The organism is Leucobacter sp. wl10 (assembly GCF_003569785.1).
Classification (GTDB): Bacteria; Actinomycetota; Actinomycetes; order Actinomycetales; family Microbacteriaceae; genus Leucobacter.
The window spans coordinates 33,189-54,095 of the sequence record NZ_KZ983994.1; the positions used below are offsets into that span (position 1 = coordinate 33,189).

19 protein-coding genes are annotated in these 20,907 nt (G+C 72.0%); 6 read left to right on the forward strand and 13 right to left on the reverse strand.

What is annotated here, in order from left to right; all coding sequences use genetic code 11:
• Positions 1–34 precede the first annotated feature (34 nt).
• The 10 genes from D1J51_RS08980 to tilS form a co-directional block, all read right to left on the reverse strand.
• On the reverse strand, positions 35–742 hold the full coding sequence (locus tag D1J51_RS08980) for a Rossmann-like and DUF2520 domain-containing protein (protein WP_119074856.1): 708 nt from the start codon (positions 740–742) through the stop codon (positions 35–37).
• Complete coding sequence (locus D1J51_RS08985; protein WP_119074857.1) at positions 739–2,487, reverse strand: PH domain-containing protein; 1,749 nt, start codon at positions 2,485–2,487, stop codon at positions 739–741. Before D1J51_RS08985 ends, D1J51_RS08980 begins: the two co-directional genes overlap by 4 nt.
• A gap of 125 nt (positions 2,488–2,612) precedes the next feature.
• The gene (locus D1J51_RS08990; RefSeq protein ID WP_240423096.1) at positions 2,613–3,182 is read right to left on the reverse strand and encodes a PH domain-containing protein; all 570 of its coding nucleotides are present in this window, start codon (positions 3,180–3,182) and stop codon (positions 2,613–2,615) included.
• A gap of 108 nt (positions 3,183–3,290) precedes the next feature.
• Entirely contained in the window at positions 3,291–3,806 is a 516-nt protein-coding gene (locus tag D1J51_RS08995; RefSeq protein WP_119074859.1) for a DUF3180 family protein, read from the reverse strand.
• Entirely contained in the window at positions 3,793–4,314 is a 522-nt protein-coding gene (gene folK, locus D1J51_RS09000; RefSeq protein WP_119074860.1) for a 2-amino-4-hydroxy-6-hydroxymethyldihydropteridine diphosphokinase, read from the reverse strand. The genes D1J51_RS08995 and folK overlap by 14 nt, the downstream gene beginning before the upstream one ends.
• On the reverse strand, positions 4,311–5,597 hold the full coding sequence (gene folP / locus D1J51_RS09005; protein WP_162903737.1) for a dihydropteroate synthase: 1,287 nt from the start codon (positions 5,595–5,597) through the stop codon (positions 4,311–4,313). Before folP ends, folK begins: the two co-directional genes overlap by 4 nt.
• Complete coding sequence (folE, locus tag D1J51_RS09010; RefSeq protein ID WP_119074861.1) at positions 5,594–6,181, reverse strand: GTP cyclohydrolase I; 588 nt, start codon at positions 6,179–6,181, stop codon at positions 5,594–5,596. Before folE ends, folP begins: the two co-directional genes overlap by 4 nt.
• A gap of 5 nt (positions 6,182–6,186) precedes the next feature.
• Positions 6,187–8,331: an ATP-dependent zinc metalloprotease FtsH gene (gene ftsH, locus D1J51_RS09015; RefSeq protein WP_119074862.1), complete on the reverse strand. Its 2,145-nt coding sequence runs from the start codon at positions 8,329–8,331 to the stop codon at positions 6,187–6,189.
• Between the two features lie 132 nt (positions 8,332–8,463).
• On the reverse strand, positions 8,464–9,024 hold the full coding sequence (gene hpt, locus D1J51_RS09020; RefSeq protein ID WP_119074969.1) for a hypoxanthine phosphoribosyltransferase: 561 nt from the start codon (positions 9,022–9,024) through the stop codon (positions 8,464–8,466).
• A 246-nt stretch (positions 9,025–9,270) separates the two neighbouring features.
• Entirely contained in the window at positions 9,271–10,368 is a 1,098-nt protein-coding gene (tilS, locus tag D1J51_RS09025) for a tRNA lysidine(34) synthetase TilS (protein ID WP_119074863.1), read from the reverse strand.
• Between the two features lie 176 nt (positions 10,369–10,544).
• On the opposite strand from tilS, the gene ppa reads away from it, so the two are divergent.
• Positions 10,545–11,036: an inorganic diphosphatase gene (ppa, locus tag D1J51_RS09030; RefSeq protein WP_119074864.1), complete on the forward strand. Its 492-nt coding sequence runs from the start codon at positions 10,545–10,547 to the stop codon at positions 11,034–11,036.
• A 115-nt stretch (positions 11,037–11,151) separates the two neighbouring features.
• Here ppa and D1J51_RS09035 read toward each other — a convergent pair whose 3' ends face one another.
• Both D1J51_RS09035 and D1J51_RS09040 read right to left on the reverse strand, forming a co-directional pair.
• Complete coding sequence (locus tag D1J51_RS09035; protein ID WP_119074865.1) at positions 11,152–12,462, reverse strand: peptidoglycan DD-metalloendopeptidase family protein; 1,311 nt, start codon at positions 12,460–12,462, stop codon at positions 11,152–11,154.
• Between the two features lie 201 nt (positions 12,463–12,663).
• Entirely contained in the window at positions 12,664–13,125 is a 462-nt protein-coding gene (locus D1J51_RS09040; RefSeq protein ID WP_119074866.1) for an Lrp/AsnC family transcriptional regulator, read from the reverse strand.
• 202 nt (positions 13,126–13,327) lie between these two features.
• Between D1J51_RS09040 and D1J51_RS09045 the strand changes: the two genes are divergently transcribed.
• Positions 13,328–14,587, forward strand: coding sequence for an MFS transporter (locus D1J51_RS09045; protein WP_240423099.1), 1,260 nt, complete (start codon positions 13,328–13,330; stop codon positions 14,585–14,587).
• Positions 14,588–14,602: 15 nt separating this feature from the next.
• Here D1J51_RS09045 and D1J51_RS09050 read toward each other — a convergent pair whose 3' ends face one another.
• Positions 14,603–15,361 carry a FadR/GntR family transcriptional regulator gene (locus D1J51_RS09050; protein WP_119074868.1) on the reverse strand — a complete coding sequence of 253 codons (759 nt, stop codon included), beginning with the start codon at positions 15,359–15,361 and terminating at the stop codon, positions 14,603–14,605.
• 239 nt (positions 15,362–15,600) lie between these two features.
• Here D1J51_RS09050 and D1J51_RS09055 point away from each other — a divergent pair, with 239 nt between their 5' ends.
• From D1J51_RS09055 to D1J51_RS09070, 4 genes are all read left to right on the forward strand, one after another.
• On the forward strand, positions 15,601–17,121 hold the full coding sequence (locus D1J51_RS09055; protein ID WP_119074869.1) for an ABC transporter substrate-binding protein: 1,521 nt from the start codon (positions 15,601–15,603) through the stop codon (positions 17,119–17,121).
• Between the two features lie 153 nt (positions 17,122–17,274).
• Complete coding sequence (locus D1J51_RS09060) at positions 17,275–18,222, forward strand: ABC transporter permease (protein ID WP_119074870.1); 948 nt, start codon at positions 17,275–17,277, stop codon at positions 18,220–18,222.
• Positions 18,223–18,224: 2 nt separating this feature from the next.
• Positions 18,225–19,148, forward strand: a complete 924-nt coding sequence (locus D1J51_RS09065; RefSeq protein WP_119074871.1) for an ABC transporter permease — start codon at positions 18,225–18,227, stop codon at positions 19,146–19,148.
• Positions 19,148–20,896, forward strand: a complete 1,749-nt coding sequence (locus D1J51_RS09070) for an ABC transporter ATP-binding protein (RefSeq protein ID WP_119074872.1) — start codon at positions 19,148–19,150, stop codon at positions 20,894–20,896. Before D1J51_RS09065 ends, D1J51_RS09070 begins: the two co-directional genes overlap by 1 nt.
• Positions 20,897–20,907 lie beyond the last annotated feature (11 nt).

Genomic DNA, 20,907 nt, shown 5'->3' on the forward strand with positions numbered 1-20,907 from the left:
GGGTTCCTCCGTGGTTCGGGCGTACCGATCCATCCTACTCGCGGGGATCGGGATCGGCGCCCGCGGCGGACATGAGCTCATCCTCGACGGCGGCACGCACGACGCCGCCCACCGCGCGGTCGGGCCGCTCGATCCCGATGGCGCGCAGCGCGTCCGCGGCCTGCCGCACGACGGCGCGCGAGAACTCGTCCGCGGCACCGATCGCCTCGGCGTAGGCGGGCCGGTCCTGCTCGCCCACCACGACCGGCTCGGCGCCCATCTCGACGGCCAGCGCCTGCCCGATCGGCAGTACGGGAGCGGGCGCCGTGACGGCGACCGTCGCGCCGGAGAGTCGGCCCAGGTCGAGGCTCGTGCCGGTGAACACGATGGCCGGGTGCAGGGCGATCGGGATCACGCCCACGGCGAGAGCGGGGGCGAAGACCCCGTACCCGTGCTCCGGGGCGGTGTGGATCGCGAGCTGGCCCGGTTGCCAGGCTCCGATGGCGGCGAGCCCGCTCACGAGCCCGGGCAGCTCGGCTCCCGGAACCGCGAGCAGCACCAGCTCGGATCGGCGCACCACCTCGGCCGGCTCGAGGATCGGCGCGCCGGGCAGCATGCTCTCGGCGCGATCCCGGCTCTCCTCGCTGATCGCCGAGATGCCCGTGATGGCGTGGCCGGCGCCCGCGAGCGCCCGCGCCAGAACCGGTCCGACGCGCCCGGCGCCGATCACGCCGACCCCGAGTCGCGAGGAGGCGGCACTCACGCGGGCCCCTCGTCCGTGACCGGTCGGGATGCGGGGGTCCGCGCCCGGTCGCCGGTCCGAGTCTCCGTGCCGGTCAGCGCCGGACCCTGCCCGGTGGGGCCCAGGCCGTCCGCCCCCTGAACGCGGAGCACCGTCGAGGCGAGCTCGTCGAAGAATCTCCGCGCCGCACCCAGCTCGATTCCGCGCATCTCCATGCGCACCGGTCCGAGCACCGTGTGCGCTTGCACCGACGCCAGCCCGAGGAGGCGGTGCAGCAGCGGCCGGCGCAGCTGCACCGACTGGGCCCGGACGACCGGCATGATCGACAGCGACCGGGTGAGCGCGCCGCGGCGAATGCGCAGGGTCGCGTCTCGGGTCGCGGCATCGGCGATCCTCACGCCCGCCCGGCGTCGACCCCACCACAGCACCCATCCCGCTCGAGGGCCCGCGTCGAGGTACCCGTTCCCGGCCCCCGCGAGCCCGTCGCGCAGTCCGTCGATCTCGCGGGCGTCGTCGCCGACCCCGGGCAGCAGCGTCTCGACGACGCGCAGCACGTCGGCCTCGGGGCCGACGGGCAGCACGACGTTCTGCGTGCTGTTCTGGCCGCCCTGCGACACCGAGCGTCCCGCCGTCGTGATCCGCACCTTCCACCAGCCCAACGGACGCCAGAGCAGCGGCTGGCGCGCCTCCACCGCGTGAATGCGGCCGAAGGGGATCGACTCGGTCGTGGTGGACGTGAGCCCCGAGCCGGTGCGCACCGAATCGCGGCCGCGCGCGAGGGTGAAGTTGAAGCCCTTGTTGAATTGGCTGAAGGTGACGCTGACCATGACGAGGAGCATCGGGATCACGCCGAGTATCAGCGCCGGCTCGAGCACGGCGCCGCCCACGACGATGCCGATCAGGATGATCGCCGTGATCACCGACTCCCAGCTGAGCGCGATGCTTCCGACGAGGCGGCCCACCGGCACCCGCACGAGGGCGTGCTCGGCCGCGGCCTCCGGATCGATGTCGGCGTCGACGAAGTCCTGGGCACGCGCCGTCAGCCGGTCGCCCGCCTCGGAGAAGGCCCGCCCGTCGAAGTCGACCGGAGCGGGTGCCGCGACGTCGGACGACGGCTCCCCCGCCGTGGGCGCCTCGCTCCGCTCCCCCGCCGCCCCCTCCCGCGCCGCGTGATCCCGCGCCGCCCGCCCGCTCCGCTTCTCCGCGGCGCGGCGGATGATCTGCTCGCGCACCAGCTTGGCGTCGCGGTGCCCCAGGAACGCGAGTTCGACCTTGCCGCCCTGTCCGGCCGTGAGCACCTCGATCTTCGTGAGCCCCAGTGCCCGCGCCAGCAGCGACCGCTGCAGATTGACGCTCTGGATGCGCTCCAGCGGTGCCCGCCGGTGATTGCGGAAGACCACTCCGCGGCGCTCCTCCACCGCCTCGGCCGTGATGCGGTAGGTGGAGAACCGCCAGGCGATCCACGAGAAGAGCACGATCAGCAGGATCGCGCCCGCCGCGATGCCGAGCGCCACGAGCAGCAGTCCCTGCTCCGCGAGGTATCCGAACAGGTCGACCACGTCGCCCTCGACCGAGACGTCGACGCTGTTGCTGTCGCGCAGGATCCCGCTGACGAAGAGCACTTCGACGAAGCGGTCGCGGAAGCTGGCGACGACGATGCCGGCGACGACGAGCAGCACCAGACCGCCCCGCAGCAGCGGTGAGAGCGGATGCAATCGCCGCCAGCCCTCGGCATCGGGCGTTCCCGGGAGCGCGGAGTCGGACACGGGACCTGCCTCGACCGCCGTCCGGGGGCCCTCCGTCCCATCGGGCGCGCCCGGCCCGGCGGGACCGCTCCGGCCGGGCACAGACCCGGGACCCGGGTCGGTGCCGTCATAGCCGCTCCGGCCGGTCACAGACCCGACCTCCGGGCCTCCGCCAGCTCGACCAGGCGGTCGCGGAGCCTCTCCGCCTCCTCGAGGCGGAGGCCGGGCAGCTGCACTCCCGTCGCGACGGACGCCGTGACGAACTTGAGCGTGGCGAGTCCGAGCGCGCGCAGCAGCGGACCGCGGGTCACGTCGACCAGCTGGAGCCGGCCGTACGGCACGGCGATCACCCGCTCGAACAGGATGCCGCGGCGGAACAGCAGGTCGTCCTCGCGCAGCACGTAGCCGATCGCCCGCACGCGCCGGAACGCCAGCAGCGCGTTGATCAAGAGCACGACGATCACGACCGAGAGGGCGATGTACGGCGGCGGCGGCACGTGGTCGCCCCCGAAGATGAGCACTGCGACCAGGCCCGCGGCCACGGCGAGCATGACCAGCAGGTTCAGAGCGAGGTCGGCCCACGCGTACGACGGCGACACGCGCTGCCACTCGGCGCCGCCCGTCGGCCAGTTCGCGCCGGTCTCGGAAGGCGCTCCCGACTCGGATGCCTGCTCGGCGGGCGCGAACCCCTGGGTTTCCATCGCTTCATCGTTCACACCACCCAGCCTAGAGCCGACGCACGACATTCAGGGCTCGAAACCCGAACCTCCGGTTCCGCCCCGCCGCGCGGGCGCGGCTCGCGGCGCTCGGGCACGGGTCACCGCTCAGGGCTTGCGGAACGCGGTCTGGTCCGCGGGACCCGGCTCTGATCCGGGTTCGTCGGCGTCTTCGCCGTCTCCGCCCGGCGGCACACGGCAGCAGTGCTCGGCGTAGGCCGCGCAGCCCACGAGCACCGTGCCGCCGAGCAGCGCGAGAACCATGGGAAGCCAGGTCGCGGTCGGAGCGGGCACGCTGCGCCCGAGCAGCGCGATGGCGAGGCCACCGCCGAAACCGCCGAGCAGCGCGCCCACGAGCTGTCCGGCGCGCGCGGCCGCGAGAAGCCGCACCGCTTGGAAGGGGTTGACCGCGCCCGCTCCCCTCCGCAGCGCACGGCGCAGCCGGATCCCGAACACCAGCAGCACGACGGCGATGAGCACGAGCGAGGCCGGCAGCGAAAGCGGCGGCACCAGCGGCGGCGCCCCGCGATTCGACAGCGCGAACTGCACCAGCAGGCCCAGCACGGCCCCCGCGGCGGTGGCCGCCAGCACGAGCAGCGGGTTGCTGCGCTCAACCCTGCGCATGGCCGGTCTCCGCGAACGGTCTCGTCGTGTCGCCGACGCGCGCCAGCAGCGCCGCCACGCGACCGTGTCCCATCAGCACGGCCTCGGGCTCGAGGTCGAGCCAGGGCGCGAGCACGAAATCGCGCTCGTGGGCCCGCGGGTGCGGCACGGTGAGGCGCTCGTCCCGCACCACCCGGCCGCCGTAGAGGATGAGATCGATGTCGAGCGTGCGGTTCCCCCAGCGGGCGCCGCGCACCCTGCCGTGCTCCGCCTCGATGCGCTGCGCGAGGTCGAGCAGCTCGTGCGGCGGCAGGGAGGTCTCGGCTGTGGCGACGCCGTTCAGATAGCGCGGGGCCTCCGGATCCGGCCCGTCGGCCGTGAGGGCGACGGTCTCCCGCAGCGGAGAGGCGGCGAACTCGCGGATGCCCGGCGCCGCGGCGAGCTCGCGCTGCGCGGCGCGGATCGTCTCGCCGCGGTCGCCGAGGTTCGCGCCGAAGGCGAAGAGGACCCGCACGATCTGCCCGATCATCGTGCGCCCTCCCCGGCCCCGCCCGCGTCGGCGGCGCGGCGCACGACGGTGACCGAGACGTCCGCGAAGGCGGCGGCGATCGGGGCCTCGGGCTTGTGCACGGTGATCGTGGCGCTGTGCACGCCGGCGAACCCGAGCGCCACGTCGGCCACGCGCTCGGCGACGGTCTCGATGAGGTCGACCGGATCGCGCTCCGCAGCCGCCACGATCGCCTCGGCGAGCTCGCCGTAGTGCACGGTGCGCTCCAGCGCGTCGCCCGCTGCCGCGGCCGTCAGGTCGACCGCCACCTCGGCGTCGATGAGGAAGCGCTGGCCCCGCGCCCGTTCGAAGTCGAACACGCCGTGATGCGCGTGGACCTCGAGTCCGGTCAGCGTCACGCGATCGCGCGTCCGGCCCTCGGGCGGTGCGGTCGCGAGGCCGGCGAGGGAGCTCTCGCCGAACCTCCGCGCTACGGCGAGGGCCTGCACGGTGCCGGCGACATCGTGCACCCGCACGCCCCACGCCCCGGCGCGCGCGGCGAGCGCGCTCGTCACCGCCGTCGCCAGGTCGCGCTCGTGGGCCGCGCTCTCGGGCGCGCGAGCCGCGGCTCGCGGCAGCTCCGCGAGCACCTCGGCGATCATTCGCTTGCGCGACGCGCCCACGAGCACGGGGTGGCCCAGCTCGGTGAGGGCGTCGAGCCGGGCCAGCAGGCTCCAGCTCTGATCGCCGGTCTTGTCGAACCCGAGCCCGGGGTCGAGCACGATGCGCGCCGGATCGACGCCCGCCGCGACGGCCTCCCGCACCCTGGCGGCGAGCGCCTCGCGCACCTCCGCGACGACGTCGGCGTAGGTCGAGCGCCGATGATCGGGGGCGGGGATGCCCCGCCAGTGGCCGATGACGAAGCGCGCGCCGCGGTTCCGGCTCGCCCGGGCGGCGACGCGCAGCATTTCGGGATCGTACGTGCCTCCCGAGACATCGTTGATGAAGCGCGCCCCGGCCTCGACGGCCGCCTCGGCCGTCGAGGCGTGAACGGTGTCGACGGAGACGCTGACGCCTCGCTTCGCGAGCGCCTCGATCACGCCGAGCACTCGTCGCTGCTCCTCGCCCTCGGAGACGGGCTCGGCCCCGGGCCTCGTCGACTCGCCCCCGACGTCGACGATGTCGGCGCCCTGCGCCGCCAGCTCGAGGCCGCGGGCGACGGCTCGCTCCTGCGACGCGAAGCGGCCGCCGTCGCTGAAGGAGTCGGGGGTGACGTTGAGCACGCCGACGACGAGCGCGCGCCCGTCGCCGCGGATCCCGCTCACGGTTCGCCGCCCTCTGCCCGGCCGAGCAGCGCGAACACCCCGGCCTGCTCAGCCGGGTCGCCGAGGCTGCCGCGCGACGCCACCGTCACCGCGAGCGCGCCGCTCTGCCTGACTCCGCGATCCGCGACGCAGCCGTGGCTGGCCTCGAGCACCACGAGAACGCCGCGCGGGCCCAGCCGGTCCTCGATGGTCTGGGCGATCTGCTCGCCGAGCCGCTCCTGCACCTGCGGACGGGCGGCGAGCACCTCGACGACTCGCGGGATCGCGCTGAGCCCGACCACGCGGTCGCCGGGCCGGTAGGCGACGTGGGCGCGCCCTCGGAAGGGCAGCAGGTGGTGCTCGCACACCGAGCGCAGCACGATGTCGCGCACCAGCACGAGCTCGCCCGTGTCGTCGCCGACCGGAACCGCATCGGAGAGCAGCCGACCGGCGTCCTGCCCCACCCCCGAGAAGAACTCGGCGTAGGCCTCGGCGACGCGGAACGGGGTGCTCGAGAGCTCGGGGCTGTCGGGGTCGGAGCCGATCGCGCTCAGCAACTCGCGCACCGCCGCTGCGATGCGCTCGCGGTCAACGGTCTCACCCATGGGCGCTACCGGCTGTCGTCGCGGTCGTCCGCGTCGCGCACGCCCAGGTTGCGAGGGGGCTGGCTGGTCTGGCCCGGCGCGAGCGGCGGGCTCGAGGCGGGCGGCCGGTCGGCCGGATCCGGATCGGCCGCGGGAGCGGGTTCCGCGTCGGGCTCTCGATCCGGTTGCGCGCCCTCTGAGGAGGGAGCCGCGTCGGCCACTGAAACGCCGTCGGTGCGCACCTCGTCCGGTACCTCGATGGGGGGGCGATCCGAGACGGGACGGCCCTCGTGCGAGAGCCAGGTGGCTCGCTCGGGCAGCTTCTGCACCTCCTTGAAGATCTCGGCGATCTGAATGTGGTCGAGCGTCTCCTTCTCGAGCAGTTCGCGGGCGAGGGCGTCGAGGATGTCCCGGTTGTTGACCAGCACCTCGTAGGCCTCGTTGTGCGCCTGCTCGAGCAGGCCGCGCACCTCGACGTCGATGGTCTCGGCGACGCCCTCGGAGTAGTCGCGGCTCTGCCCGAACTCGCCCAGGAACGCCCCGGGCTGCGCCTGACCCAGCTTCACGGGGCCCACGGTGGCCGACATGCCGTACTCGGTGACCATCTTGCGCGCCGTGCCGGTCGCCTTCTCGATGTCGTTGCCCGCTCCGGTGGTGGGGTCGTGGAAGACGAGCTCCTCGGCCACGCGACCGCCGAGCGCGTAGGCGAGCTGATCCTGCAGCTCGTTGCGGGTCACCGAGTACTTGTCCTCGAGCGGGATGACCATCGTGTAGCCGAGGGCGCGCCCGCGGGGCAGGATCGTGATCTTGGTGACCGGGTCGGTGTAGTTCAACCCGGCCGCGACGAGCGCGTGCCCGCCCTCGTGATAGGCCGTGATGAGCTTCTCCCGGTCCCTCATCACGCGCGTGCGACGCTGCGGGCCTGCGATCACCCGGTCGATCGCCTCGTCGAGCGCGCGGTTGTCGATGAGCTGCGCGTTCGAGCGCGCGGTCAACAGCGCGGCCTCGTTGAGCACGTTCGCCAGGTCCGCGCCCGAGAAGCCGGGCGTCTTGCGGGCGACGACCTCGAGGTCGACGTTCTGGGAGAGCGGCTTGCCCTTGGCGTGCACCTGCAGGATCTTGAGCCGGCCCGGCATGTCGGGGGCGTCGACGCCGATCTGACGGTCGAAGCGACCCGGTCGCAGCAGCGCCGGGTCGAGCATGTCGGGGCGGTTGGTGGCCGCGATCATGATGACGTTGGTCTTCGGATCGAAGCCGTCCATCTCGACGAGCAGTTGGTTGAGCGTCTGCTCGCGCTCGTCGTGGCCGCCGCCCATGCCCTGTCCGCGCCGCTGGCCCACCGCGTCGATCTCGTCGACGAAGATGATCGCGGGCGCGTTCGCCTTCGCCTCCTTGAAGAGGTCGCGCACGCGGCTCGCGCCCACGCCGACGAACATCTCGACGAAGTCGGACCCCGATATCGAGTAGAACGGCACCCCTGCCTCGCCCGCGACCGCGCGTGCCAGCAGCGTCTTGCCCGTGCCGGGCGGGCCGTACAGCAGAACGCCCTTCGGGATGCGGGCCCCGACCGCCTGGAACCTCGTCGCGTCCTGCAGGAAGTCCTTGATCTCGTGCAGCTCTTCGACCGCCTCGTCGGCGCCCGCGACGTCGGCGAAGGTGACCTGCGGCGTCTCCTTGCTGACGAGCTTCGCGCGGGACTTGCCGAACTGCATCACCCCGCGACCGCCGCCCTGCATCGAGGAGAGCATCCACCACAGCAGCAGGCCGACGAGCAGCAGCGGCAGCAGGAAGCCGAGCAGCGACCACAGCGGGTTCGGCTGCGGCACCTTGTCGGTGAAGCCGTCCTTGAGATCCGCCTGGTTGATAGCCCGCACCACGTCCTCGCCGCGCTGGGAGACGTAGTAGAAGAAGACCTGATCGGTCCCGGTGTCCTTGTCGGCCTTGGTCAGCGTGAGGTTGACCCGCTGGTCGCCGTCGATGATCTCGGCCTTCTTGGCCTGGTCCGAGGTGATCATCTCGAGGCCCCGCTCGGTCGGCACCTCGCGGGTGTCGCCGCCCGAGAGCAGCGACCACCCGAGCAGCACGATCAACGGTGCGAGGATCAGGTAGAGCAGCGGGCCGCGGAACAGCTTTCTGCTCTTCGACGTGCTCTTCGTTGAATTCTCTGCCAAGTCGGGGCCTTTCGAGACGGACGTACCGCAGGTCGGCGGCACATGCAAGCGTAGCCAATGCCTCTGACATCGCACTGTGCCGCACGGTCTTGTCCGCTCACGGCGCACTGAGGCGCCCTGCGCGGCGGAGCGCTACTGCTCCCCGCCGTACACGTGCGGCGCGAGAACCGCGACGTCGCGCAGGTTGCGGTAGTTCTCGGCGTAGTCGAGTCCGTACCCGACCACGAACTCGACGGGGATGTCGAAGCCGACGTAGGCCACGTCGACCTCCACCTTGAGCGCCTCGGGCTTGCGCAACATCGTGCAGATGCGCACCGACTTCGCGCCGCGGCTCTCGAGGTTCGCCTTGAGCCAGTGGAGCGTGAGGCCGGAGTCGATGATGTCCTCGACGATCAGCACGTCCCGACCGGAGATGTCGGCGTCGAGGTCCTTGAGGATCTTCACGACGCCGCTCGACTTCGTGCCCGCTCCGTAGGACGACACCGCCATCCAATCCATCTGGGCGTGGAACCGCAGCTCGCGCGCCAGGTCGGCCATGACCATGACCGCACCCTTGAGCACACCGACGAGCAGCGGGGGCTCCTCGGCGTAGTCGGCCTCGATCTCGCGGGCCATCTCGGCGAGCCGGGTGTGCAGCTCGGCTTCTGTGTGCAGTACGACGGAGAGTTCGTCCCCCAGCTGTTTCGCGTCCATGCGCTCCATTCTTCCACTGCTCGGGGCGCTGCCTCGCGCCGTGCCACTGCCTCGCGACCCGGTCTTCGGACGGCGAAACGCCATGGTTCTCCCGAGACGCCGAGAGATCCGCGCGAGTATCGTGGCGTCTCGGGAAAATCATGGCCTCTCGGCGGAGGGTGCGGGGCGGAGGGTGCGGGGCGGAGGGTGCGGGACGGATGGTGCGGGACGGATGGTGCGGGGCGGATGGTGCGGGGCGGGCGAGCGTCAGCGCGCCGTGAACACGAGCAGGCTCCCGCGCCGCGCCACCGCGGCTCCCGGCACGTCGATGGGTCCCTGCCCCCGCCAGTCGGTGACGAGCGCCGCCACCGCGAGGGTGTGCTCGCGGCTGAGATGGGAGCCGAAGCGGCGGGAGGCGACGGAGCGGATCACGCGCCCACGCAGCGCAGCCGGCAGCTCGGAAAGGACCGCAACCGGCATCTCGAAGGGCTCGGCGGCGGGATCTGCGAGCCCGGCACCGCCAGGCCCGGGATCGGCGGGCACGGGATCCGCGAGCGGAGCACCCGCGAGCGCCTCGTCCGCGAGCGCCTCGTCCGCGATCTCCTCGGCGAGCGCGTCGAGCGCGTCGGCGTCCTCACGGGCGAGGTCGGCGGTGCGCGCGAGCGCCTCCGCGACCCCCGGGCCCAGTTCGCGCTCGAGCTGCGGCAGCACGCGCCGGCGCACCCGCACCCGCGCGTACGACGGGTCGTCGTTGTGCGGATCGCGCCACGGCTCCAGCCCCTGCTCGATGCAGGCGGCCGCGGTCGTTGCTCGGGTCACCGACGGTTTCTCGCCCAGGAAGGGGCGCAGGATCACCGCTCCGCCGTCCAACCCGCGCCGATCGGGGATCCCGGCGAGGCTGCGCAGCCCGGAGCCTCGGGCGAGCGCGAGCAGCACCTGCTCGGCCTGGTCGTCGCGGGTGTGCGCGGTGAGGATCGCCCGGGCTCCCGCCTCCCCCGCGGCCCGCGCGAACGCGCCGTACCGCGCCTCGCGCGCCGCCGCCTCCGGCCCGTCGCCCCGATCCGGCACCACCTCCACCCGGCGCACCAGCACCGGATCCAGACCGAGCCCGGCGCCCTGCTCCGCGGCGCGCGCCGCCACGGCGGCCGAACCCTCCTGCAGGCCGTGATCCACCACGATCGCCCCCGCGCGCACCCCCGCGCCGCGCGCCTCGAACGCCGTCGCCGCGGCGAGCGCGAGCGAGTCGGCCCCGCCCGAGAGCGCGACCAGCACGAGCGGGGCGGATCCCGCGCCCTCCGGCACGGGCCGCCCGACGAGCGCGCGCCGCACGGCCAGCCTGGTCTCGAGGGTCGCGCGCTGCACCATAGCCCCACCGTAGCGGCATCGGCGCCGGGCATCGGCGCTCGGCGAGGAGAGAGCCGGGGATCCGGCCCTCCGGGCGCGAGGTCGGGCCCGTGGGCGTCGGGTACCCTTAGACGGGCAACGCACACCGAGGCGCGCACACTGGAGCGCAGCCCCGATCTACAGAAAGAGGAGCGCGCATGGCCGCAGCATTCGACGCCGTCATCGAGATCCCGAAGGGGAGCCGCAACAAGTACGAGGTGGATCACGAGACGGGCCGGGTGTACCTCGACCGCGTGCTCTACACGGGTTTCGTCTACCCCACCGACTACGGCTTCTTCGAGGAGACGCTCGGCGAGGACGGCGATCCGCTCGATGTGCTGGTGCTGCTCGACTACCCCGTGTTCCCGGGCGTGGGCGTGAAGGTGCGCCCCGTCGGCGTGCTGAAGATGAGCGACGAGGCCGGCGGTGACGACAAGGTGATCGCGGTGCAGCACAAGGATCCGCGCTGGCAGCACATCCAGGACGTGGCCGACATCCCGGAGTACACCCGCAAGGAGATCGAGCACTTCTTCGAGCGCTACAAGGACCTCGAGCCCGGCAAGTGGGTCAAGGTCGACGCGTGGGGATCGGCCGCCGACGCCGAGCGGCTCATCGTCGAGGCCCAGCAGCGCCTCGCGGCCCAGCACTGAGGCGTCTGCGGGAAAGCCCCGTCGCGCACCGACCGACGGGGCGGGCACCGCGGAGAACTGCGAGCGGGCTCGGGATCACCGCGATCCCGAGCCCGCTCCCGTCTGCCGGCCGGGCTCAGGGCAGCGGGATGAACTGGGCCGGGTCGAGGTAGTTGACCCAGTACTCGGTGCTGTAGCCCGGCGAGACCTCGAGGTGGAGGTGGCATCCGGTCACGTTGCCGGTCATCCCGACCCAGCCGATCAGCTGCCCGGCCTGCACGTACTGGCCGTTGCTGACCGGAGGCCAGGTCTGCATGTGGGCGTAGCGGGTCTGATACCCGTTGTCCTGATTGAGGTAGACCATGTTGCCGCCGAAGTTGTCGACCCAGCCGGCGATGCTGACCGTGCCCGAGGACGCGGCGACGATCGGCGTGCCGCACGACGCGGCGAGGTCGAGGCCGGTGTGGTCGGGGCGACCCGGGGACCGGAACCCCTCGGAGACCCAGCTGTCGACCGGCAGCACCCACCCCTGGTAGCCGGGGCCGGGCGGGGCGGGAGGGGCCGGAGCCCCCGGGGCGGGAGGCGCGGCCGGCCCGCCGCCGCCGCCCTGCCTGGCGAGCTCCTCGGCCTCTTTCCTGCGCCGCTCCTCCTCGGCGCGACGCTGCTCCTCCTCGATGCGCTGGCGCTCCTGGTAGCCCTCGACGGTCTTCGTGGTCTTGTCCTGCAGAGCCGTGAGCTTCAGCTCCAGGTCGGCCTGCTGCTGCTCCTGCGCGACGACCTTCTCGCGCTGGCCCTCGACCGCCTGGGCGGCGGCCTGCTCGGCGGCCTGCTTCTCCTTGCTCAGCCGTTCGCGCTCGTCCTGCGCGGCCTTGGCCTGCTTGCCGAGCGATTCGGCGGTGTTCTTGGCCTGCTCGGCCTCCTCGGAGATGGCGGTGTTGCGCTCGGTGGCCTTCGACATCGAGGCCAGTCGGTCCAGCAGCGCGTCGGCGGTGCCGCCCTCGGACTCGAGAAACAGCTCGGTGCTGCGGTCGATTCCGCCCGAGCGGTACATCTGGGCGACGATCACGCCGGCCTGCTCCGCCGCGCGATCCGCCTCCTCTCGGCTCTTGTCGGCCTGCTCCTTGAGCGTGCGCGCCTTGTCGGTCGCGGCTTGGAACGCCTGCTCGGCCTGCTGAAACTCCTGGTAGGCCGCGGCCTGGGCATTGCGCAGGCGATCGAGCTCCTTGGCGCCCGCCGCGATGAGCCCCTTGATCTGGGTCACCTGATCGGCGGCAGCCGCCTCGTTCTGCTTCGCCGCCTGCACGTCGTCCCAGGTCGGCAGGTCGAGCGCCTGAGCCGGCGCCGCCCCCGTCGTCGTCGATCCGCCGGCCAGCAGCGCGGCGGCGAGAATGCAGGCACCGATGAGGCCGATCGTGCGCTTCGTCGTTCCGTTTCTCCGGTTCGGCATGCCTATCCGACTCCCCTCGGGTCACTCTGGTCCACGTATACGCTAGCATCCTCTCGCCCGGACGCCCCGAGGCCGCGCGGCGCAGCCGGATGATGGCGCGGCGCCCGTCCGAGGTGCGAACCGGGCCCGATTCCGGAGGGCGCAGGCGAACGAACCCGGCGCAGGCGACGCCGCTCGCGGGGGCGGGGTGCGGGTCGGCCCTCAGTCGACGTTCAGCAGCCCGGTCACCCGGTACGGGATCACCTCGCGCAGGAACAGGCTCGTCGAGGTGCGCGTGATCCCGGGGCAGAGCCGGATCTCCTCGCTGACTCGATAGAGATCGTCGGGATCACGCGCGACGACCCGCAGCAGCAGATCGGTGCTGCCCGCGGGTGCGAAGCACTCGAGCACCTCGGGGATGTCGGCGAGCGCGGCGATCGCCTCGCCGATCTGGTGCTGATCGAGCTCGACCTGCACACTCGCGCCCACGGGCCGCCCGAGCGCCCGCGGCGTGATCCGAGAGCTGTGCAGCCGCAGCGCACCGGCCTCGCGCAGCTTCTCCAGCCTGGCCTGCACCGTGCCGCGCGCGAGCCCGAGCCTGGTCGCGATCATCGCCGTCGGCATCCGCGCATCCTGATCGAGCAGCAGCAGGATACGCCGATCTGTCGTATCGATCTCTCTCATTCTGACCACCCTATGGACATCCAACGCGGGTGGATTGATCATATCGCTCAATTCAGACGTCGCCGCTTGCGCAGATCGATGCCCGTGCGATGGAATGTCTCACGTGCCGGCAGACACCCCCGCCGCACGAGTCGAATCGCCCGCAGCACCCCGCGGGCAGACCGCGGACGCACCACCCCTGCGCCCGGAGAAGGAGCCCGCCATGCGCGCGACCGCTGCCGCACCGCTCAGCACCCCGAGCCCCGCGGTTCCACCCCTCCCGCTGCACCGCCCGCGTGCGCGGGTCGCGCTCACCGCGCTCGCGCTGTTCGCGCTGCTCGTGAGCGCCAACCTCAGCACCCCGCTGTTCCCGCTGCTCGAGACGCGCCTGGGCATCGGATCGCTCGGGATCGCGATCGCGTTCTCCAGCTATGTGCTCTCGCTGATCGCGGGGTTGATCCTGTTCCGCCGCGTCGCCGACCGGGTCAATCGCCGCACGGTGCTCATCGCAGCACTCGCGGCCGCGGCGCTCGCCACCGCGGCCCTCGCATTCGCGCCGACGCTCGGATGGTTCTGCGTCGCCCGCGCCGTGCAGGGCATCGCGGTGGCGTGCGCCACGGGCACCGGCTCGGGAGCGCTGCGGGCCCTGCTGCCGGGCCGGCCGGCGCTCGTCGGCCGGCTCACGCTGCTCGCGACGTCGGGCGGCGTCGCCGCCGGGCCGATCACGGGCGGGCTGCTCTCCCTCGTGGGCGCGCCGCTCCAGACCCCGTATCTCGTCGTGGCCGTGGTGCTCGCCGCGCTCGTGCCGGTCGTCGTCGCCGTCGCGCCCCACGGGGAGTGCGCGCCTCAGCCGGGCGGGATCGCCCTCGCCGACGCCCCCGACCCCCGACCCGACGCCCCGGGTGCCGCCGGGCGCAACGATCCCGCGGCCGCGCACGCCTTCCGGGTCGCGGCGGCGACCGGCTTCCTCAGCTTCACCGTCTTCGGCTTCTGCCTCTCCCTGGCGCCCTCGCACTTCGCGACGATCGCGGGCACCGACTCGCGGCCGGTCATCGGACTCCTCGCGGCGGCGACCCTCGCCGCCTCCGCCCTCGTGCAGCTCGTACCGCTGTCGGGGCGCTGGCGCCTGCCGGTCGGTCTCGGCGTGCTCGCGCTCGCGCTCGTCGGCATCGCCGCCGCGGGCGCCGCGGGCGCCGTCTGGGGCCTCGTCGCCGCGAGCGCGCTCGCGGGAGCGGGCCAGGGCGTCGCGTTCCAGGCCGCCTTCACGGCGGCGACCGCGGCGGTGCACCCGCTGCGCCACGCCTCCACCGTCAGCGCGATCTACACGGTGACCTATCTCGGCAGCGCGGCGCCCGTCATCGCGCTCGGCGCTCTCGCCGAACGGCTGGGGCTCCCCGGCGCGGTCGTGCTGTTCGCGCTGTCCGCGGCCGCGGCCGCCCTGCTGCTCGCGTGGGTCGGCGGGCGATCGCGCACCGCCGCGTGATCCCGCGCACCCGCCTCACTCGGCGAGCGCGGCGAGCGCGCGCCGGTCGAGGTCGCTCTCGACGAGCCGCCCGAAGCGATCGGCCACGGCTCGCCGGGCGATCCGGTTCGCCTGCTCGCCGTCGCGCCGCTCGATCGCGGCGAAGAGCCCGCGGTCGATCGCCGCGGACTCGAGCTTCAACCGGTTGTCATGGTGCTCGCCCTCGACATCGTGCTGGATGATCGCGCGCAGCACCCCCGACACGGCCTGGCCCGTGAGGCGCAGCACCTCGTTGCCGCTCGCCTCCCAGATGGCCTCGTGGAACTCGATGTCTGCGGCTGCGAACGTGTCGGCGTTCGCCTCGGCGTCGCGCTCCATCTGCTCGATCGCGGCGCGCATCCGGGCCAGCTGATCGGCGTCGTGCCGCACGGCCGCGAGCCGGCTCGTGGTGCCCTCGAGCACCACGCGGTACTCGACGAGCGAGGAGACGTCGAGCGCGTCGGTGGCGATCATCGCGCGAAGGGAGCGCGACAGGTTCTTCGACGACGGCGCGAGCACCACCGGGCCGCCGCGCGTCCCCGGTCGGGATTCGAGCAGCCCCATGCTCTGCAGCACGCGGAGCGCCTCGCGCACCGTCGGGCGGCTCACGCCGAACTGCACCATCAGGTCCCGCTCGCTGGCGAGCTGCGATCCGACCGGGATTTCGCCGGAGACGATGGCCTGCTCGATCTGATCGACGATGCGCTGATAGGTATGCACGGGCACCGCCGGCTCGAAGCTGTGAGTCGTGGACACCTGAGTCTCTTCCTGATCGCTGCGCAGCGCGGCCGCCGGTCCCGGTCGCGTGATTCGATGATAGCGCCCACTTAAGTGGCCTTACCATGTATCCTGGTTCGAAATCTTTCGAGATTTGGCACCACGCAGTACCCGTCCCGCGAATACGCTGTGCAGTGCGGAACGGCGACCGGGCATTGCCGCCCGCGCACACCCCCACCAGCGGACCCGGATCCCGGGGCCCGAGTCACAGGAAAGCAATGATGCGATACAGGAATGCGATTCTCACCACGGCCGCGCTCGCAACCGCGGCCGTCGTCGGCCTGGCCGGCTGCTCCGCCGGCGCCGGCAGCAGCTCGGGCGGCGCCGGTGACAGCCCCACCACCGCGACCATCGCCCTCACCGGCACCCCGACCAACCTCGATTTCACCACCACGGCCGGGTCCGCGATTCCGCAGGCCCTGATGTCGAACGTCTACGAGGGCCTCGTCGAACTCGACCAGTCGGGCGAGATCGCCCCGCTCCTCGCGAAGGACTGGACGGTCAGCGAAGATCGCAAGACCTACACCTTCACGCTGCAGGAGGGCGTCACCTTCTCGAACGGCGACGAGTTCACCGCCGATGACGTGAAGTTCAGCTTCGATCGCGTCAAGACCGACTGGGTGTCGAGCCTCAAGGCGAAGATGGACGTCGTCGAGAGCGTCGACGTCGTCTCTCCCACCGAGGTGTCGGTGAGCCTGAGCGCGCCTTCGAACGCCTGGCTCTTCAGTCTCGCCACGCCGGTCGGCGCGATCTTCTCCGAGCAGGGCGTCGACGACCTGGCCGGCACCCCCGTCGGCACCGGCCCCTACGCGGTCGAGCAGTGGACGCCGAACGAGAGCCTCGTGCTCAAGACCCGCGACGACTACTGGGGCGAGGCACCCGGCGTCGAGCAGGTCACGCTCAAGTACTTCGCAGACGCCACCGCGACCACGAATGCGCTGCAGACCGGCGACGTCGACGCGATCGCCAACCTGCAGGCCCCCGAACTGCTCTCGAGCTTCGAGGCCGACGACAAGTTCGTCGTGACCACCGGCACTTCGAGCGGCGAGGTCTCGCTCTCGCTGAACAACCAGGCGGCGCCCTTCGACGACGTCCGCGTGCGCCAGGCCGTGCTCTACGCGCTCGACAAGCAGGCGATCCTCGACACCGCTTGGAACGGCTACGGCTCGCTCGTCGCGACGTACGCGACCCCGACCGATCCGTACTACGAGGATCTGGGCGACAGGTACCCGTACGACCCCCAGAAGGCCAGGGACCTGCTCAAGGAGGCCGGCAAGGAGAACCTCGACATCACCTTCACCGTGCCGACGCGCCCCTACGCGCAGGCCGTCTCCGAGATCGTCGTCTCCCAGCTCAAGGACGTCGGCATCAACGCGACGATCGAGTCGGCCGAGTTCCCCGCGGTATGGCTCGATCAGGTCTTCACCAAGCACGACTACCAGATGACCACCGTGCTCGCCGTCGAGGCCCGCGACATCCTCACCGTCTTCAACGACCCGAACTACTACATCGGGTACGACAACTCGAAGATCGCCCCGATCGCCGCGAAAGCCGATGCCGCCGACGAGGCCGGCTACGTCGACGGCATGAAGCAGGTCGCCAAGCAGATCGTGGACGACGCCGCATCGGGCGTGCTGTTCCTCTTCCCGAACATCACCGTCGCGAAGGCGAACCTCCAGGGCATGCCCGAGAACGCCATCGTCGAGGCGCTCGATCTGACCAACCTGAGCTGGAAGTAAGCGGCCCCGCGCCCTCCTTCCCAAGGGTGAGCAGTTGCGATCTGGAACGAGGCTGACGAAGGCCGACAACCGCTCACCCGCGGGGCGGGGCTCTCACCACCCGGTCGCGGGGGCGCCCTCCCCGCGCATCACCCCCGACCCCGAGGAACCCGCATGGCCATACGGATCCTGATCAATCTCGCGAGATTCGCGGCGACGTACGTCGTCGCCACGGTCGTCGTGTTCCTCTTCATGCGCCTGATCCCGGGCGACCCCGCCCAGATCGCGCTCGGCGTGAACGCCACCCCCGAGCTGCTCGAGCAGACGCGCAAGGAGTTCGGCACCGACCGGCCGCTCATCGTGCAGTACTTCGAGTGGTTCGGCGGGCTGCTGCGCGGCGACTTCGGCACCTCGTACGTGACCCGCACCGACATCAGCCCGATGGTGCTCGACCGCGTGCAGGTCAGCCTCATCCTCGTGCTCACCGCCATGGCGGTCGCCCTGCTCGTCGCGATCCCGCTCGGCACCTGGGCCGCCGTCAGGCACCGCAGCTTCTCGGGCGTCGCCATCGGCCTCGGCTCGCAGATCGGCGTCGCGATCCCCGGCTTCCTCGCCGGCATCCTGCTCGTCATGATCTTCGCGGTCGGCCTCGGCTGGCTCCCCGCGAACGGCTGGACCGCCCCGTCCGAGGGCTTCGGGGACTTCATCCGCAGGTTGATCCTGCCCGTCGTCGCGCTCGCCTCCGTGCAGGGCGCGATCCTCACCCGCTACGTGCGCTCCGCCGTGCTCGAGGTGATGAGCGAGGACTACCTCCGCACCGCGCGCGCCAAGGGCCTCAGCAAGAACGGCGCCCTGCTCAAGCACGGCCTCCGCAACGCCGCGATCCCCGTGATCACCGTGACCGGCGTGCAGATCGCGGCGCTCATCATCGGCGCCGTGGTGATCGAGCGCGTGTTCGTGATCCCGGGCCTCGGATCGATGCTGCTCGACGCCGTCGGCAACCGCGACATGCTCACCGTGCAGTCGGTCGTGATGGTGCTCGTCGCGATCACGCTGATCCTCAACCTCGTCGTCGATGTGCTCTACACGCTCATCGACCCGCGCCTGCGAAGGAGCGCCTAGCCATGAGCACGCAGCGGATCCCCACCCCGCCCTCCCAGGCGCCGCGCACCAGCGCGATCAGCGCGCCCGGCAACACCAGCACCAGCGCCACCGCGAAGTCGGGCCGGCGCAAGCCGTCGACCACGCTCGTCGTCGGCATGATCCTCATCGGCCTCGTCGCCCTCGCCGCGGTCGTCTCCTTCGTCTGGACCCCCTACGACCCCACTCAGGCCATGCCGGCCGATCGCCTCCAGGGCTCGACCCTCGCGCACCTCATGGGCACCGACAAGTACGGCCGCGACGTCTTCTCGGCCATGCTCTACGGCGCCCGCATCACGCTGTTCGTCGGCGTGATCTCCGTGGGCATCGCGATCCTCGTCGGCACGCCGCTCGGGATCCTCGCCGGCATCCGCGGAGGCTGGATCGAAGAGGTCATCATGCGCGCCTCGGACATCGCGCTGGCGTTCCCCGCGCTGCTGCTCGCGATCATGTTCAGCGCGGTCTTCGGCGCCTCGACGCTCACCGCGATGGTGGCGATCGGCATCGCGACGATCCCGGGCTTCGCGCGCGTCGCGCGCTCGGGCACCCTGCAGGTCATGACGACGGAGTACGTGCTCGCGGCGCGCGCCGCGAGCCAGTCGCGGCTCCGGATCGCCGTGCGTCACGTGCTGCCGAACATCATCGGCATGGTCGTCGTGCAGTCCTCCGTCTCGTTCGCGCTCGCGGTGCTCGCTGAGGCCGGCCTCAGCTTCCTGGGCCTCGGCACCCCGCCCCCCACCCCGTCCTGGGGGCGCATGCTGCAGGAGTCGCAGCAGTTCCTGGGCACCGAGCCGATGCTGGCCGTCTGGCCGGGCATCGCCATCGCCATCGCCGTCATGGGCTTCAACCTCCTCGGTGACGGCCTGCGCGATCGCTTCGATCCGAAACTGAACGGGAGCCGCGGCTGATGCGCATCGAACCCACTGCCTCTGCCGCCGCGCGCGGCGATATCCTGCTGCGCGTCGACGGCCTCACCGTGCGCACCCCGCAACGTACCCTCGTCTCCGACTTCTCGCTGCACATGGCGCACGGCGAGCGCATCGGCCTCATCGGCGAATCGGGGTCGGGCAAGTCGATCACCACGACCGCGCTGCTCGGCCTGCTCCCGACCGGCGTCACCGCCGACGGGTCCGTCGAGATCGACGGGTACTCCGGCAATCTGCTCGAGGCGCCCGAGGCCGACCTCATGCGGCTGCGCGGCAACGACGTGGCCATGGTGTTCCAGGAGCCGCTCACCGCGCTGAACCCGCTGATGCGCGCGGGGGCGCAGGTCGCGGAGATCATCCTGCAGCACAGGCTCGCACCCAACAGGGCGGAGGCGAACCGCCGCGCCGTCGAGATGCTCGACGCGGTGCACCTGCCCGACCCGGCGCAGGCGGCGCGAGCCTACCCGCACCAGCTCTCGGGCGGCCAGCGCCAGCGCGTGATGCTCGCGATGGCCCTGGCGAACGACCCGTCGCTGCTGCTCTGCGACGAGCCGACCACCGCCCTCGACGTGACCGTGCAGCGCCAGGTGCTCGACCTCATACTCGAACTCGTGCGCGAGCGCGGCACCGGGCTGCTCTTCATCACGCACGACCTCGCCGTGGTCGCCGACATGTGCACGCGCGTGCTCGTCATGAACCACGGCGCCGTCGTCGAGGAGGGCACGACGGAGGAGGTGTTCACGCGGCCGCAGCACCCGTACACGCGCGGGCTGCTCGCCGCCTCCGACCTCGACGCCGTCGATGCGAACGGGCGCCTCTTCACCGTGGCGACCGCGCAGCAGTACGTGCCGCCGGCCGCCGGCGATCCGACGCCTTCGCCTGTTGAGCGGGCGGGGCGCTTCGCGACCGACCCCGCGACCGAGCCCGTGATGCGCGTCACCGACCTGGTGCGCACGTACACGCGCGGACGCACGAGTCTGTTCGCAGCCGCACCCGAGGTGCGCGCGCTCAAGGGCATCTCCTTCGAGGTGCCGCGGGGCGGGCGGCTCGGCGTCGTCGGCGAGTCGGGATCGGGCAAGTCGACCCTGCTGCGGATCCTCGCGGGCCTCGACCGGCCCACCTCCGGCAGCGCGGTCGTCGCGGGCAACGAGGTCAACGGGGCGAAGGAGGCGCAGCTGCGCGAGCTGCGTCAGAACCTGCAGATCGTGTTCCAGGATCCGATGGGCTCGCTCGATCCGCGCATGACGGTCGAGAAGATCGTCTCGGAGCCGCTGCTCGTGCCGGGGCGCGGAGAGACCGCCGCCGACCGCAAGCGCATGGTCGCCGAGATGCTCGAGGCCGTGGGACTGCCCGCATCGTCGGCCGAGCGCTTCCCGCACCAGTTCTCGGGAGGCCAGCGCCAGCGCATCTCGATCGCCCGGGCGCTCATCTGCCGACCCCAGGTCGTCGTCGCCGATGAGCCGGTCAGCGCCCTCGACGTGTCGGTGCGCGCGCAGGTGCTCAACCTGCTCGCCGACCTCGTCGACGAGTACGGCCTCACCCTCGTGTTCGTCTCGCACGACCTCAACGTCGTGCGGCACCTCTGCGACTCCGTGATCGTGATGCAGTCGGGCGAGATCGTCGAAGCCGGCGACACCGAGTCGGTGTACCTCGATCCCCAGCACCCGTATACGAAGCGGCTCATCGACTCGTCGCTGACGCTGCGCCAGGAGCTCGCCCAGCGCACCTGATGGAGCCTCGG